Consider the following 15,716-nt stretch of genomic DNA (forward strand, 5'->3'; position numbering starts at 1 on the left):
GGAGTACGCGGCCCGCACCGCTGCTGGTGGCGGGTCAGCGCAGGAAGGCTGCGGCGACGCCCGCGTCGACCGGGACGTGCAGGCCGGTGGTGTGGGTGAGGTCGCCGCCGGTGAGGGCGAAGACCGCGTTCGCGACGTGCTCGGGCAGCACCTCGCGCTTGAGGATGGTGCGCTGGGCGTAGAACTCGCCGAGCTTGTCCTCCGCGATGCCGTAGGTGGCGGCGCGCTGGGCGCCCCAGCCGCCCGCGAAGATCCCGGAGCCGCGCACGACGCCGTCGGGGTTGACGCCGTTGACGCGGATGCCGTGCTCGCCGAGTTCGGCGGCCAGCAGGCGGACCTGGTGGGCCTGGTCGGCCTTGGTCGCGGAGTAGGCGATGTTGTTCGGGCCGGCGAAGACGGCGTTCTTGGAGGCGATGTAGACGATGTCGCCGCCCAAGCCCTGCTCGATCATCACGCGGGCGGCCTCGCGGGAGACCAGGAAGGAGCCGCGGGCCATGATGTCGTGCTGGAGGTCCCAGTCGCGGGCGGTGGTCTCCAGCAGCGGCTTGGAGATGGAGATGCCCGCGTTGTTGACCACCAGGTCGACGCCGCCGAAGGCGAGCGCCGCAGCCCGGAACGCCTCGGCGATCTGCGCCTCGTCCGTAACGTCGACCGTCACCGCCACCGCCTTGTCCGGCCCGCCCAGTTCCTCGGCGACAGCCGCCGCGTTCTCGGCGTTCAGGTCGGCGACCACCACGCAGGCGCCCTCGGCGACCAGCCGCTCGGCGATCGCCCGGCCGATGCCGGAGCCCGCACCGGTGACCAGCGCGACCCGGGTGGCCAGCGGCTTCGGAGCGGGCATCCGCCGCAGCTTGGCCTCCTCCAGCGCCCAGTACTCGATGCGGAACTTCTCCGCCTCCTCGATGGGGGCGTAGCTGGAGACGGCCTCGGCGCCGCGCATCACGTTGATCGCGTTCAGGTAGAACTCGCCCGCCACGCGGGCGGTCTGCTTGTCCTTGCCGAAGGAGAACATGCCCACCCCGGGCACCAGGACGATCGCCGGGTCGGCACCGCGGATCGCCGGGGAGTCGGCGCCGGCGTGCCGGTCGTAGTAGGCGCGGTAGTCCGTGCGGTACTGCTGGTGCAGCTCGCGCAGGCGCGCGGCCGCCTCCTCCAGGGTGGCGGTGGCGGGCAGGTCGAGGACCAGCGGGGCGACCTTGGTGCGCAGGAAGTGGTCGGGGCAGGAGGTGCCGAGCGCGGCCAGCCGCGGGTGCTCGGCCCGGGCCAGGAAGTCCAGCACCTCGGCGGTGTCGGTGAAGTGGCCGACCTGCGGGTGGTCGGTGGAGGCCAGGCCGCGGATCAGCGGCGCCAGCGCGGCGGCCCGCTCGCGCCGCTGCGCCTCGGGCAGGGCCTGGTAGCCGTCGAGGACCGGGCCGAACGGCTCGGCCTTGCCGCGCTCGGCGAGGAACTGCTCGGCGGTGCGGATGATGTGCAGCGCGTTGGCCTCGCACTCCTCGCTGGTGTCGCCCCAGGCGGTGATGCCGTGGCCGCCGAGGATGCAGCCGATCGCCTGCGGGTTGTTGCGCTTGATCTCGGCGATGTCCAAACCGAGCTGGAAGCCGGGGCGACGCCAGGGCACCCACACCACGCGCTCGCCGAAGCACTCGGCGGTGAGCTTCTCGCCGTCGGCGGCGCAGGCCAGCGCGATGCCGGAGTCGGGGTGCAGGTGGTCGACGTGCGCGGCGTCGACCAGGCCGTGCATGGCGGTGTCGATGGACGGGGCGGCGCCGCCGCGCCCGTGCAGGCAGTAGTCGAACGCGGCGACCATCTCGTCCTCGCGCTCCACGCCCGGGTAGACGTCGACGAGGGAGCGCAGCCGGTCCAGGCGCAGCGCCGCCAGGCCGGAGGCAGTCAGGGTGCCCAGGTCGCCGCCGGAGCCCTTGACCCAGAGCAGTTCGACGTCGCGGCCGGTGGCGGGGTCGGTGTCGGTGCCCTTGGCGGAGGTGTTGCCGCCGGCGTAGTTGGTGTTGCGCGCATCGGCGCCGAGCCGGTTGGAGCGGGCGAGGAGGGCGGCGACTTCGGGGTGCAGGGCCATGGCGGGAGGGGTTTCCTTAGGTCTGGACGGAGGGACGGTGGCGCTCACGGGGTGTGCGGGCCGGTCCGTGGTTGCGCCGATGCGGACCGGCCCGCGCTGCCGGTGGGTCAGGCGCCCCAGCCGGCCTGGTGGCCGCCGACGCGGTCGGCGGCGGTCTTGTCGGCCCAGCCGGTGGCGCGGTAGGCGGCCAGCGGGTTCGGGTCGAGTCCGGCCTCGGCGCGGACCTCGGCCAGCAGCGGGCGGACGTCGGTGCTGTAGGCGTCCATCAGCACCTCGTTGGCGGCGAGCACGTCGCCCGCGTCCTGAGCGGCCGTCAGGGCGCCGGTGTCCACCAGCAGGGCCTTGGCGGTGGCCTCCTGGACGTTCATCACCGAACGGATCACGGCGGGGATCTTCGCCTCGATGTTGTGGCACTGGTCGAGCATGAACGCCACGCCGGTCTCCGGTGCGAGGCCGCCGTTCTTGACGACCTCGTGCATGATCCGGAACAGCTGGAACGGGTCGGCCGCGCCGGCCATCAGGTCGTCGTCCGCGTAGAAGCGGGAGTTGAAGTCGAAGCCGCCGAGCTTCCCCTCGCGCAGCAGGAACGCGACGATGAACTCGATGTTGGTGCCCGGCGCGTGGTGGCCGGTGTCGACCACCACCGTCGCCTTCGGGCCCAGCCGCAGGCAGTGCGCGTACGCGGTGCCCCAGTCCGGGACGTCCATGGTGTAGAAGGCGGGCTCGAACAGCTTGTACTCCAGCAGGATCCGCTGGCCGTCGCCGAGCCGCTCGTACACCTCCGCGAGCGCGTCGGCCAGGCGGCCCTGGCGGGCCGAAGTGTCGTCCTGGCCGGGGTAGTTGGTGCCGTCGGAGAACCACAGCTTCAGATCCGTCGAGCCGGTGGCGTCCATGATGTCGACGCACTCCAGCAGGTGGTCGACCGCCTTGCGGCGCACCCGCGGATCCGGGTTGGTGACCGAGCCCAGCTTGTAGTCGTCGTCCTGGAAGACGTTGGCGTTGATCGCGCCGATCTCCAGCCCGAGGCCGCGGGCGTGGGCGGACAGCGCGGCGTAGTCCTCCACCTCGTCCCAGGGGATGTGCAGCGAGACCTTGGGGGCGGCGCCGGTGGCGGCGTGCACCTGGGCGGCGTCGGCGAGCTTCTCGAACGGGTCGCGCGGCACGCCGGGCTGGGCGAAGACCTTGAAGCGGGTGCCCGAGTTCCCGTAGCCCCAGGAGGGCGTCTCGATGCGCTGGGCCCGCAGCGCGTCCTTCACGGCAGATCGGTCGGTCACCGGAGCACCTCTCACCACGTCGATCACTCGACTTGAATCGTTTCAAGCAGACCGTAGGTCGAACGAGCGGGAAGCGTCAAGCTGCTGCTGGAGAACCCGCAGGTTGCTGGCGTAATCTGGCTGACGGACCGGCCCGGCGGGGCGGTGAAACTTTTCAACCTGGACGGAGGCGGGGCTTCGAGCATGGGCAGCGCGGCAGGGATCAAGGACGTGGCCCGGGCGGCCGGGGTGTCGGTGGGCACGGTCTCCAACGTGATCAACCGGCCGGAGGTGGTCGGCGAGGAGACCCGGGCCCGGGTCCAGGCCGCGATCGAACAACTCGGCTACGTGCGCAGCGAGTCGGCACGGCAGCTGCGCTCCGGGAGCAGCCGGATCATCGGCCTGCTGGTCCTCGACCTGGGCAACCCGTTCTTCGTCTCGGTCGCCCGGGGCGCGGAGCGGGCCGCCCGGGCCCAGGGCCTGGGCGTGATGGTCTGCAACAGCGCGCAGCGGCCGGCCGACGAGGCGGACTACCTGGCACTGTTCGCCGAGCAGCGGGTGCGCGGCGTGCTGCTCACCCCGGCCGACACGGCCGGCTCCGGGGCGGCGGCGCTGCGGCGCCACGATGTGCCGTTCGTCCTGGTCGACCGCCTCGCCCCCGGGATCGACGCCTGCTCGGTGTCGGTGGACGACGTCAAGGGCGGCTCCCTGGCCGCCGCGCACCTGCTGGCCGGCGGCCACCGGCGGATCGCGTTCGCGGGCGGCCGCCACCGCCTCCAGCAGGTCGCCGACCGCCGCTCGGGCGCGCTGGCCACCCTGGAGGGCAGCGGCGCCGAGCTGGTGGACCTGGAGGTAGCGGGCCTGGACGTGGCCGCGGGGCGGGACGCCGGCGCCCGCCTGCTGGGCATGCTGCCGCGGCCGACGGCCGTGTTCTGCGCCAACGACCTGCTGGCGCTCGGCGTACTGCAGGCCGTGTTCGCCGCGGGCCTGCGGGTGCCCGAGGACCTGGCGATCGTCGGCTACGACGACATCGAGTTCGCCGCCGCGGCCGCGGTGCCGCTGACCTCGGTGCGCCAGCCCGCCGAGGCGATGGGCCGCACGGCGGTGGAGCTGCTCGCGCAGGAGACCGGCGGCGGTGCGCACCGGCACCGGCAGGTGGTCTTCGAGCCGGAGCTGGTGGTGCGCTCCTCCACGCTGGCGGCCGCCCGCAGCTGACCTGGCGTTGAAAGGATTCAAGCCGTGCCGCCGGGCTCCGTCGAAGTGTCGGGAGTCCGGCGGCACGGCTGTTTCCGCTACGCGCCGCCGTCTGCGGGGGCCGGGGCGGTGAGGGTGTGGGTTCCGGGCCCGACGTGCTGGGGCTGTTGGCCGGGCAGGTCGATGATGGCTTCGCAGCCGTGGGGGACGGTGGCGGTCACGGTGAGGGTGTTGTGGTCGATGTGCCAGTGGACGGCGGCGGTGCCGTGGGGGGTGCGGTGCTCGGCGCGGGCCCAGGTGAGGGTGCCGCCGGGGCGGGGGGCGATGCGCAGGACGCGGTAGCCGGGCTCTTCGGGGGCGAGGCCGGCGAGGGTGCGGTGCATCCAGTCGGCGACGGCGCCGAAGGCGTAGTGGTTGAAGGAGGTCATCTCGCCGGGGTTGACGGTGCCGTCGGGCAGGAGGCTGTCCCAGCGTTCCCAGATGGTGGTGGCGCCCATGTCGACGGCGTAGAGCCATGAGGGGCAGTCGGTCGCGGCCAGGAGGCGGTGGGCGGTGTCGGCGTGGCCGGTGGCGGTGAGGGCGTCGCAGACCAGGGGGGTGCCCAGGAATCCGGTGCCGATGGTGTGGCCGCGGGCGGCGACGAGGCGGGCGAGGTGGTTTCCGGCGGTGGGGCGGTCGGCTTCGGGCAGCAGGTCGAAGCACAGGGCCAGGGCGTAGGCGGTCTGGGTGTCGGCGGTCAGGGTGCCGGGGGCGGTGGTGAACGCCTGTTGGAAGGCGGTGCGGATGCGGTCGGCGAGGTCGTCGTAGCGCTGGTGGTCGGCGTCGCGTCCGAGGAGGGCCGCGGTGCGGGCCAGGGTGCGGGTGCTGTGGGCGAAGTAGGCGGTGGCGACCAGGTCGTGGGGGGTGGAGACGTGGCTGGGGTCGTCGGCGGGGGCGGTGGGGTCGAGCCAGTCGCCGAGTTGGAAGGGGCTGCGCCACACGAGGTCGGGTCCGGCGGCTTCGGTGACCGCTTCGACCCAGGCTCGGGCGCTGGGGTACTGGCGGCGCAGGACGTCGCTGTCGCCGTAGCGCTGGTGGAGGGTCCAGGGGACGAGGACGGCGGCGTCGCCCCAGCCAGCCATGGCCATGTTGTGCGGGGGGACGGGGAAGGGCATGTTGACGGGGATCTGCGGGGTGAACAGCGGCGGTACCTGGTGGGGGTCGCGGGCCTGGTCGGCGGCGAGGTCCTTGAGCCAGGAGGTGAGGGGTCCGGCGCAGTCGTAGAGGAAGGTGCCGGTGGGGGCGAAGATCTGGGCGTCGCCGGTCCAGCCGAGGCGTTCGTCGCGCTGGGGGCAGTCGGTGGGGACGTCGAGGAAGTTGCCGCGCATGCTCCAGCGGATGTTGTCGTGGAGCTGGTTGAGGCGTGGGTCGGAGCATTCGAACCAGCCGGTGCGCTCCATGTCGGTGTGCAGGACGACGGCGAGGGCGTCGTCGGGGCCGAGGTCGCCGGGCCAGCCGTGGAGTTCGGCGTAGCGGAAGCCGTGGAAGGTGAATCGGGGCTCCCACCGCTCGCCGTCGGGGTCGCCGCGCAGGGTGTAGCGGTCGGTGGCGGCGGCGTCGCGCAGGGGGGCGGTGGCGAGGTGCCCGTGGTCGAGGACTTCGGCGTGGCGGACGGTGACGGTGGTGCCGGCGGGGCCTTGGAGGGTGAGTCGGAGGTGGCCGACGAGGTTCTGGCCGTAGTCGAGGAGGATGCGGCCGTCGGGCAGGCGGGTGGTGGTGGCGGGTCGGAGCGTTTCGATGGCGCGGACGGGCGGGCCGTCGGGGGCGGTCAGGCGCAGCGGGTCGAAGGGGAGGGTGGTGACGCCGTGCCAGTCGTCGACTCGGTGGTGGGGGGTGGACCAGCCGGGGATCTCGCGGCGGGCGTCGTGGTGTTCGCCGTCGAGGATGCCGGTGGCGGTGACGGGGCCGTGGGTGGAGTGCCAGTCGGGGCCGGTGGTGACGGTCTGGGTGGTGCCGTCGGTGTAGTGGATCTCCAGTTGGGCGAGCAGGGCGGTGCGGGTGCCGTAGATGTCGCGGTTGCCGCCGTTGAAGCCGAGGCGGCCGCGGTACCAGCCGTCGGCGAGGTGGGCGCCCCAGGCGTTGGCGCCGGGGTTGAGCAGGTGGGTGACGTCGTGGGTCTGGTAGCGCAGGCGTTCGCGGTAGGCGCTCCAGCCGGGGGCCAGGCGCTGGTCGCCGACGAGTTGGCCGTTGATCTCCAGGTCGTGGACGCCCAGGGCGGTGGCGTACAGGCGGGCGGAGGCGACGGGGGCGTCGTGCAGGTGGAAGTCGTGGCGCAGCAGGGCGGCGGGGCGGGGGTCGGCGGCGGCGGGGTCGTCGCAGTCGGGGCTGATCATGGCGGCGGTCCAGTCCTGCGGGTGCAGGAGGCCGGCTTCGACGGTCAGCGGTTCGCTCCAGGGGCCCGGGGGTTGCTGGGGGTCGTGGTGGACGCGGACGCGGACCTGGCAGGACTGGCGGGAGGCGAGGTCGGGGCCGGGCCAGGGCACCAGGGTGTGGTCGGCGCTCTTCACGCGGTGGACGGTGGTGCCGCTGTCGCTGGTGAGGGAGATCTCGTAGGCGTGCTGGTGCTGGTCGGGCGGGCCTTCCAGGGTCCAGGACAGGCGGGGGCGGGCTTCGCCGATGCCGAGCGGGGTGCGGTGGTGTTCGGCGGTGGGGCGTTGGGTGCGCAGCATGGTGGGTGCCTCGGTCGGTGGCGGGTCAGCGGGGGTCGTAGGCCAGGCCGTGGCCGAACGGGAAGAGCGGGTCGGTGCTCTCCTGGGGCACGTCGGGGCGGCCCCGGCGCACGTCGTCCATGGAACGGGGCAGTTGGAAGGGCAGGCGGCCCTTGGGCTCGGCGTGTCCGAAGACGACGTCCAGCAGGGCCTCGTCGGAGGCGCCGAAGTCGGCGAGGAGGGCGGCGGCGCGTTCGGCGATCTGCGGGAGGACGGCGGGGCGCTCCAGGTGGACGGCGACGACGGTGGGGACGGTGTCGAGCAGGTCGAGGATCGCCTTGAGCTCGTCGTCGGGGAAGTCGAGGCGTCCGGCGTGGAAGAAGGACTCGAAGCGGCCCGGGCGGGGTTCGAAGGGGGTCTTCAGGCGCAGGACGGCGAGGTCGGCCTCGGCCGGGTCGGTGACGACGTCGGCGTGGGCGGCGGCGCTGTGCGCGTCCACGCCCCGCACGTACAGGCGGGGGCGGCCGGTGGCGGGCAGGGCGCCGCGGGGGTTGGTGAGCAGGGTGAGGGCGGCGCGCTGGGCGCGGGCCCCGAGGGCGCGCAGGTCGGCGCGACCGACGATCTCCTCGGCGAGGTCGGGGTCGACGTAGCGGCGCTCGTCGAACAGGCCGAGGCGGAACTTCTCGGTCAGCAGGCGGGCGGCGGAGGCGTCCAGGCGTTCGGCGGGCAGGTCGCCGCGGTGGACGAGGTCGGCCACCAGGTCGGGGCAGGACTCGCCGCCGAACTGGTCGACGCCGGCGTCCAGGGCTTTGAGGACGCGGGCGTGCCGGTCCAGGTGTTCCACGCCCCAGGCCCGGGCCTCGTGCGGTTCGCCCATGATGAGGGAGTCGGTGATCAGCCCCCAGTCGGCGAGGACGATGCCGTCGAAGCCGAGCCGGCCGCGCAGCAGGTCGGTGATGATGCCCTTGTTGAAACCGAAGGCGACTTCCTCGTAGGGGGTGCCGACGGGCACGCCGTAGTACGGCATCATCTGGGTGGCGCCGGCGGCTATGGCGGCCTCGAACGGGGCGAGGTGGTAGTCGAAGCGGCCGCCGGGGTAGACCTGCTCCTTGCCGTAGGGGAAGTGCGGGTCCTCGCCGTCCTTCTGCGGGCCGCCGCCGGGGAAGTGCTTGACGACGGCGGCGACGCTGTCCGCCTCGGGCCCGGTGCCGCGCAGCCCCTGGAGGTAGGCGGTGACGATGCGGGAGGTGAGGTCGGCGTCCTCGCCGAAGGTGCCGCCGATGCGCGACCAGCGCGGCTCGGTGGCCAGGTCGATCTGGGGGTGCAGGGCCAGGCGCAGGCCGACCGCGAGGTACTCGCGCCGCACGGTGTCCGCGTACGCGCGCACCAGGTCCGTGTCGCTGGTGGCGGCCAAGCCGAGGGTCTCGGGCCACTGGGAGAACGGTCCGGCCATCATCGCGGTGCCGGGGTTGTCGGTGAAGGAGTGCCGCGGGTCGGTGGAGAGTGTGACGGGGATGCCCAGGCGGGTGTCGGCGGCGCGCTCCTGAAGGCGGTTGTGCCACTGGGCCATCTCGCGCGGGCCCGCGGCGCCCAGCAGGTTGAAGTGGCTGATCGACCGGCCGGCGACGAGGTCGTCGGTGCTCGCCTGACTGGGGGCGGCCGCCGGGTCCTGCTGCAGCGTCCCGCCCTCGCCTATCGTGATGATGGGGTGGAAGAGCAGCCCGGCCTTCTCCTCGACGCTCATCCGGCCGAGCAGGTCGGCGACGCGGGCGGGGATCGGCAGGGCGGCGTCCTGGTAGGGCGCGGCGTGTCGGCGGGCGGTGGTCATGGGGTGCTCCTGGGAGGGGAAACGCGGGTGCCGGGCAGCCCTGGTGCGGGCTGCCCGGCGTGAGGGCGGGTCAGGCGGACAGCGGCGCGGGTTCGATGTCGGTGGGGCGGCGCAGGCGCGGGATGAGCAGGGAGACGAGCAGGGCCGCCGCGACGGCGCCGGCCAGCGTCAGGTAGGCGCGGGTGAGGCCGGCGTCGTGGTAGAAGCGGGTGCCGTTCAAGACGGTGCTGCTGCTGTTGAGCGCGATGAACATGACCTGGGTGACCACCGCGGTCACCAGGCCGGTGAGCATGCCGGACATGGCGCTGGCCAGGCCCTGCTCCTCGGCGGAGACACTGCCGACGATCATGATGGGGGCGCAGGCGAGGACGAGGCCGACGCCGAGATTGGTGAGCACCCCGGTGGCGATGACCTGGGCCTCGTTGTGGTGGTAGAACGCCTGGGCCGTGTATCCGGCGGCGACGATCAGCAGGCCGAGCATCCACGGGAGGCGGGAGTCGACGCGGCGGGTGAGGATGCCGGCGGCCAGGCCGACGGGCAGGACGATGATGCCGGCGGGCAGGCCGACGACGGCGCTGTGGGTGGCGCTCCAGCCCAGGCCGTCGGAGACGCCGGGGATGGAGGGGAACAGCGTCAGGAAGACGATCATCGTGCCGGCGGCGTAGACGGTGCCCTGGCCCAGCGAGCTGGCGGTCAGCACGCTGGCGGCGTTGCGGCGGGTGAACATCCGCACGTCCAGCAGGGGGTGGCTGGTGGCGCGCTCGACGAGGACGAAGGCGGTCGCGGCGGCGATGGAGCCGACCAGCAGGCCGATGGTCTTCGTGTCGCTCCAGCCCCACTCGGCGCCCTTGCCCACGGCGTAGATCAGCGTGGCGGCGCTGCCGCCCAGCAGGATGCCGCCGGCCCAGTCGAAGCGGGTGCGCTGGGCGTGCACGGGGGTCTCGGGCACGAAGGCCAGCACCAGGAAGAAGCCGACGGCCGTGCACAGGGTGAGGAACCACAGCACGCCGCGGAAGCCGAAGGAGTCCAGCAGCCAGCCGCCGACCAGCGGGCACACCGCGAGCACGATGCCGGTGCTGGCGCCGATCGCGCCGCTGGCGGTGCCGACGTGCCGGCGCGGGAAGACGTCGCGGATGGAGGCGAACACCAGCGGCGCGATCGGGCCGTAGAACGCGGCCAGGCCGCGGCCGATCAGCATCGTCTCGTAGTTGGTGGCCACCGCGGTGATCAGGTCGCCGGCCAGGCCGATGACGGTGATCACCAGCATGACGCGCTTCTTGCCGACCATGTCGCCGAACTTCGCGACGAACGGCGTCAGCAGGGTCACGCCCAGGGTGTAGATCAGCGAGAACCAGGCGATCTGCGTGGTGTGGAAGTGCTGGGCGATCTCCGCCTGGGACAGCGAGGTGAGCAGGCCGGCGGCGGTGAGCAGTTGGGCGGGCCACAGCATCGCCAGCAGGATCAGGGTCAGGCGGCCCCCGAGTCGGCCGCCGTCCTGCGCGCCGTCCTCGGCAGTGCTCACGTCGCGGCCTTCCTGACTCGAAGTCGAAGCTCCCTGCGCCTTCGCAAGGTTTCGCACCATGGTGGGTGTCCTCTCCGGATGCCCGAGGGCGGATCGCGTGGGGGTCCGCGCTGCTCAGGCCGGGGGTGGTGGGGACCGGGCGGCTCTGGGCTCGCGTCCGGTACCGACACCGTAAAGTAAAAACAGAGTTGCAAGTAGGTTTTTAAGTGTCTCGTCTAGGTTACGTCTTCGACACCGCACGGACTCCCCGCCCGCCGCCGGGCCGCCTTCGATCTCCACGCGCCACGCCCTCTACCCTGGTCCGATGGCCGACAGCACCCAGGAGACCCCGCCGGAGGACACCGCAGCCGCCGCGCCGCGCCGCAAGCGCCGCCGCACCGGCTCGTACACAGCGGCCGACCCGCGCCGCCAGCTGATCGTCGAGACCGCGATCAGCCACTTCGCGCGCCTGGGCTACTACAACTCCTCGCTGCCCAAGATCGCCGCAGACGTCGGGATCTCCCAGACCGGCCTCCTCCACCACTTCGGCAGCAAGCAGGAACTGCTCAAGGCCGTCCTCGAAGCGCGCGAGAACCACGCCGTGGAGATGTTCTTCAGCCGCCTCGACCAGCAGCACCCCGACCCCGTCGACCTGCTCGGCCTCATCGCCGACCAGGCCGACTTCAACGCCACCCAGCCCGGCCTGACCCAGATGTACGCCGTCCTGTCCACCGAGGCGTGCAACCCCGACCACCCCGCGCACGCCTACTTCCAGGAGCGCTACCAGCGCGTCATCGCCTTCATCGCCCAGTCGATGCGGCACGGCATCGACACCGGGACCGTCAAGGCGGACACCGACCCCGAGGCGATCGCCCGCGAGATCCTCGCCACCAGCGACGGCTTCCAGGTCCAGTTCGGCCTCTCCGGCGGCACCTGGAACATGACCGCCGCCCTGCGCGCCTACCTCGACCGCCTCGCCCGCACCCTCACCACCGACGGCACCGGCCTGCGCGGCGCCTGAACCACCGCCGGCCGCGGAACCGAGGCTCCGCGGCCTGGCTCCTCACAGCAGGCCGGACGTCCGCAGCGCGTACAGCAGGTCGTCCCGGTGCGCGCACCGACACCCGCTGCGCGCACTCCACCAGCACTGGCACCAGCTCCGGGACGCGCCGCGCCACCTCGACCGCCTCCTGCCGACCCCGGCTCCTGACCACCGCCCGCAGCAGCATGTCCAGGTGCATCCGGCGCTGCTCGCGCCACATCCCCTCCGCCAGCAGCGCCACATCCGCCGCCGGCAGCGCCGAGGCGTGGCGCACCAGCACCTGCGCGTCCTCGCTGCGGCCCGCGTCCGCCAGGGCCTGCACCACCGCCGCCAGTTCCGCCACCGGCAGGCACCCCGCCTCCCACAACAGCGTGGCCACCTCCGCCTCCTGGCCGTCCTCCTCCAGCGCCTGCGCGACCAGCGCCACCTCGACGGCGGGCCGCCCCACCGCCTCGCACAGCAGCGTGTGCGCCCGACCACCCTGACCGACGGCCCGCAACTCCCGCAACGCCGCCGCCACCTTCCCCGCCCGCGCCCGGTCCGCCGCCGACACGGGCCGCGGTCCCGCCGCAGCAGCAGGAGCCTCGCCCCCACCGGCGGGCGGCTGCTCGATCGAGGCCGCCAACGTGCCGAAAGCCAGCGCCGCTAGACTCACACCCGCACTGCGCGGACCCCGCCACCGCCCCGCCCGCACCGCCTGCGGCTCCACCGCGGCCCGCACTCCGCCCGAACCCCCCGCATCGCCGACGGAAACTGAGGCGGGCACCTCCGGCTCCTGCCGCACCGGCACCGGCCCGCCGCCGGAGGACCCGGCCGCGATCAGGGCCTCAAGCCGCCCCCGCAACGCCTCGCACCGGGCCTCGGCCCGCTGCGCCTCGTCCCGGGCCCAAGCGATCTCTGCGGACAACGGGTCCGAGCCGCCCCCGCCGGGGCGCCCGCCGACGAGTTCCGCCAGCCGCGCCCGAGCGGCATCGCGAAGGACCTTCGCCCGCCCCAGTTCGGTCGTCAGGGTCGACGCGCCGACCAGGCGGTCCCTGGCTCCCTGCGCTGCCGCATGCGCCGTGAGAGCGCGCTCCCCCAGTCCGTCCTCCCCCGGCCCGAACAGGGCGGAAAAGTCTCCCAGCAGCGAAGCCACAACGTCCCAGGGCGGCACCTCGACGCCCTCCAGGTAGTTCTCGAAGGCATCCGGATCGCGGCGCACGAACACCGCGCACCAACCGGACCCGACGTCCAACCGACCCACGAGCCCGCGGAACGACTTCGCGAACTCTGCGACTGTGGCGGCATCGTCGTTTTCCATCAGGCCGTCAACTCCGATCGGTGAACCTCTGCAGCCAATGCTCACGCCCGGGCACGTCAGCCGCAGAGGTCGACCCGTACTGCGGGGCGCCACGGGGGCACGAGCGGCGGCTACGCTACACCAAAACAGAGTTACCGATCTGTTTTTATCGAGGTCGCCATTCGATCGGCCGACGCTCAAACCTCCTACGGCGCCGCGGTGCTGGAGCGCACGACGAGGCGGGGGGTCATGGCGGTCTGCATCGCCTGGGTGCGGCGGCCCTCGACCCGTTCGATGAGCATCCGGGCGGCGGTGGCGCCCATGGTGGCGCCGGCCTGGTCGACGCTGGTGAGCTGGACGGGCGCGAGGGCGGCGACCGCGGTGTTGTTGTAGCCGACCAGCGAGAGGTCGCCGGGGATGTCCAGGCCCAGTTCGGCGGCGGCGCGGTAGACGCCGAGGGCGGCGACGTCCGCGCCGGCCATGATGGCGGTGGGCCGGTCGGCTGCGCTCAGCAGCCGCTTGCCCGCCTCGTAGCCGCCCTCCTCGGAGTAGGCGGCGGCGAGGGCCTGCGGGGCGAGGCCGTGGCGTTTCATCGCGGTGGTGTAGCCCTTGGCGAGCACCGCTTCGGGGGTGAGCTTCCACTGGCTGCCCTTGAGGCCGGGGGCGGCGAGCAAGGCGATCCGGCGGTGGCCGAGGGCGGCGAGGTGGTCGACGACCAGTGCCGCGCCCTGGTCGTCGGCGTCGACGACCGAGTCGTGGACGGCGGAGGTGTCGTGGTGGCCGATCACGACGGTGGGCAGGGTCTCGGCGGTGGCGAGGACCTCGGCGCGGCTGGTGCCGGGGGCGATCAGGATCAGGCCGTCCATCTGACGGTCGACCATCGACTGGACGGTGCGCGCCTGTTCGCTCGCGCCGAAGCCCGCCGCGCCGATCAGCACCGTGTAGTCACTGCCGCGCAGTTGCTGCTGGACGCCGTCGAGGATGTCGGCGAAGAAGGTGTTGCGGAGGCTGTCGAGCAGCACTCCTATCGTGTAGGTCCGCCCGCGCATGCCGCGCGCGGCGGCGTGCGGGCGGTAGTCCAGCTCGGCCATCGCGGCGCGCACGCGCTCCTGCATGGCGGGGCTGACGCCGTAGGCGTTGCGGAGCACCTTGGAGACGGCCGCGGTCGAGACGCCGGCGCGGGCGGCGACGTCGGTGATGGTGACGCGCTTGGGGCGTTTCGTCGGCTCCATGGCCCACTTTCTGAAAGTCACGGTCTCGGAAGTCACGGCCTCGAAAGTCACTGTTGCGCAACGTTCTACACGATCTTTCCCGGCCGGGACCAGCCGCATCGCCCAGGTGACCGCCTCGTTACGTCCTCGTGTCTTGACGATAGCTCACCCTCGGGGGCACTGTTGTCCCCATCGTGGAGAACGTTCTACAAAGTCGGGCCCCGTCTTCCCGGGAGTGCCCCGCGTTCTCGATCCAGCGATCCCCACCTCTGCCTCCGCTCAATGACGCCAGGGAGCACAGCCGTGACCATCAACCCCACCCGCACCGGCAGAACCCGCCTCGTCGGCTTCACCGCCGCCGCAGCCGCCGTGGTGCTGCTCGCCACGGCGTGCGGCGGCAGCGGGACGGGCGCGAGCGCCTCCCCGAAGAACTTCGACTACCTGTCGGTCACCGAGAACACCACCATCAAGAAGACGCTGACCACGCTGTCGACGACCTCCTGCACCGACCAGAACAAGGCGCTGCCGCTGAAGGTCGACACCGTCCCGCAGTCCGGCCTGGACCAGAAGCTGCAGCTGCTGGCCGGCCAGAACGCCCTGCCGGTCCAGTTCGCGGCCGGCAACGCCCCGGCGCTGACCACCCAGCTCTTCACCACGGGCAACGTCGCCAACCTGGAGGACGAGCTGACCAAGCTCGGCGTCTTCGACCAGCTGCAGCCCGCCGCGGTCTCCACCATCAAGGCGCTCTACCAGAACAACCTCGCGGTGCTGCCGTACGAGTACAACATCGAGGGCATCTTCTACAACAAGAAGGTCTTCGAGGCCAACGGCATCTCCGTCCCCAAGACCTGGGACGAGCTGGTCGCCGCGGCCGCCAAGCTGCAGGGCGCGGGCGTGCAGCCCTTCGCCGCCTCCGGCCAGCAGGGCTGGCCGCTCACCCGCCTGGTCAGCGGCTACCTGTACCGCAGCCTGGGCCCGGGCGCGATGAACGCGGTCGCCAACGGCACCGCGAAGCTGACCGACCCCGAGTACGTCGAGGCCGCCCAGCAGGTCGCCGAGCTCGGCAAGAAGGGCTACTTCGGGCAGGGCGTCGGCTCCATCGACTACGACACCGCGATGAACCAGTTCCTGGGCGGCAAGGCCGCGATGCTCTACATGGGCAGCTGGGCGCTGGCCAACATCGCCGACGCCGAGCAGGACACCCTGGGCGCGGAGAACGTCGGCTTCATGCCGTTCCCGGCGGTCGCCGGCGGCAAGGGCTCCATCGACCAGTACCCCTCCAACGTGGGCCTGCCGGTCGCGATGAACGCCAAGAGCTTCGACGCGAAGACCGGCGACTGGGTGAAGTGCATCGCGCAGAACTACGGCAGCGTCGCGCTCAAGGACCAGGGCACCATCTCCGGCTTCAAGGTGAACACCCCGGTGGAGAACGCCAATGCCGTCACCGGCCAGATCCGCGACACCATCGGCGCCTCCAAGGAGAGCGTGCTGTGGTTCGAGGCGCTGTTCAGCACCAAGGCCACCACCGTCAGCCAGCAGAACGCCGCTCCCCTGGTGACCGGCGCGATCAGCCCGGAGAAGTTCATGCAGCTGGTCCAGGACGCCCTGGCCCAGTAAGGCACCCGATCCGGTCGCGGGGGCGGGGCG

At 72.6% G+C, this 15,716-nt stretch carries 10 protein-coding genes; 3 read left to right on the forward strand and 7 right to left on the reverse strand.

Going from position 1 to position 15,716, the window contains the following annotated elements:
- Positions 1-34: 34 nt before the first annotated feature.
- Positions 35-2,074, reverse strand: a complete 2,040-nt coding sequence (locus ACFUEL_RS19130; RefSeq protein WP_380237526.1) for a bifunctional aldolase/short-chain dehydrogenase — start codon at positions 2,072-2,074, stop codon at positions 35-37.
- A 107-nt stretch (positions 2,075-2,181) separates the two neighbouring features.
- Positions 2,182-3,348: an L-rhamnose isomerase gene (gene rhaI / locus ACFUEL_RS19135; protein WP_380237527.1), complete on the reverse strand. Its 1,167-nt coding sequence runs from the start codon at positions 3,346-3,348 to the stop codon at positions 2,182-2,184.
- A 183-nt stretch (positions 3,349-3,531) separates the two neighbouring features.
- Between rhaI and ACFUEL_RS19140 the strand changes: the two genes are divergently transcribed.
- Positions 3,532-4,542, forward strand: a complete 1,011-nt coding sequence (locus ACFUEL_RS19140; RefSeq protein ID WP_380237528.1) for a LacI family DNA-binding transcriptional regulator — start codon at positions 3,532-3,534, stop codon at positions 4,540-4,542.
- A gap of 77 nt (positions 4,543-4,619) precedes the next feature.
- Here the strand turns inward: ACFUEL_RS19140 and ACFUEL_RS19145 are convergent, their stop codons facing one another.
- From ACFUEL_RS19145 to ACFUEL_RS19155, 3 genes are all read right to left on the reverse strand, one after another.
- The gene (locus tag ACFUEL_RS19145) at positions 4,620-7,229 is read right to left on the reverse strand and encodes a family 78 glycoside hydrolase catalytic domain (protein WP_380237529.1); all 2,610 of its coding nucleotides are present in this window, start codon (positions 7,227-7,229) and stop codon (positions 4,620-4,622) included.
- A 25-nt stretch (positions 7,230-7,254) separates the two neighbouring features.
- Complete coding sequence (locus ACFUEL_RS19150) at positions 7,255-9,036, reverse strand: glycoside hydrolase family 3 N-terminal domain-containing protein (RefSeq protein WP_380237530.1); 1,782 nt, start codon at positions 9,034-9,036, stop codon at positions 7,255-7,257.
- Positions 9,037-9,106: 70 nt separating this feature from the next.
- The gene (locus ACFUEL_RS19155) at positions 9,107-10,558 is read right to left on the reverse strand and encodes an MFS transporter (RefSeq protein ID WP_380237531.1); all 1,452 of its coding nucleotides are present in this window, start codon (positions 10,556-10,558) and stop codon (positions 9,107-9,109) included.
- Positions 10,559-10,862: 304 nt separating this feature from the next.
- Between ACFUEL_RS19155 and ACFUEL_RS19160 the strand changes: the two genes are divergently transcribed.
- Entirely contained in the window at positions 10,863-11,558 is a 696-nt protein-coding gene (locus ACFUEL_RS19160) for a TetR/AcrR family transcriptional regulator (protein ID WP_380237532.1), read from the forward strand.
- On the opposite strand, the gene ACFUEL_RS19165 is transcribed toward ACFUEL_RS19160, so the two are convergent.
- Positions 11,524-12,879, reverse strand: a complete 1,356-nt coding sequence (locus tag ACFUEL_RS19165; protein ID WP_380237533.1) for a hypothetical protein — start codon at positions 12,877-12,879, stop codon at positions 11,524-11,526. The two genes, ACFUEL_RS19160 and ACFUEL_RS19165, sit on opposite strands and share 35 nt — an antisense overlap.
- A gap of 185 nt (positions 12,880-13,064) precedes the next feature.
- Positions 13,065-14,090 carry a LacI family DNA-binding transcriptional regulator gene (locus tag ACFUEL_RS19170; protein ID WP_380237534.1) on the reverse strand — a complete coding sequence of 342 codons (1,026 nt, stop codon included), beginning with the start codon at positions 14,088-14,090 and terminating at the stop codon, positions 13,065-13,067.
- A 282-nt stretch (positions 14,091-14,372) separates the two neighbouring features.
- On the opposite strand from ACFUEL_RS19170, the gene ACFUEL_RS19175 reads away from it, so the two are divergent.
- Entirely contained in the window at positions 14,373-15,686 is a 1,314-nt protein-coding gene (locus tag ACFUEL_RS19175; protein ID WP_380237535.1) for an ABC transporter substrate-binding protein, read from the forward strand.
- Positions 15,687-15,716 lie beyond the last annotated feature (30 nt).

This window comes from Kitasatospora sp. NPDC057198, from assembly GCF_042670125.1.
Classification (GTDB): Bacteria; Actinomycetota; Actinomycetes; order Streptomycetales; family Streptomycetaceae; genus Kitasatospora.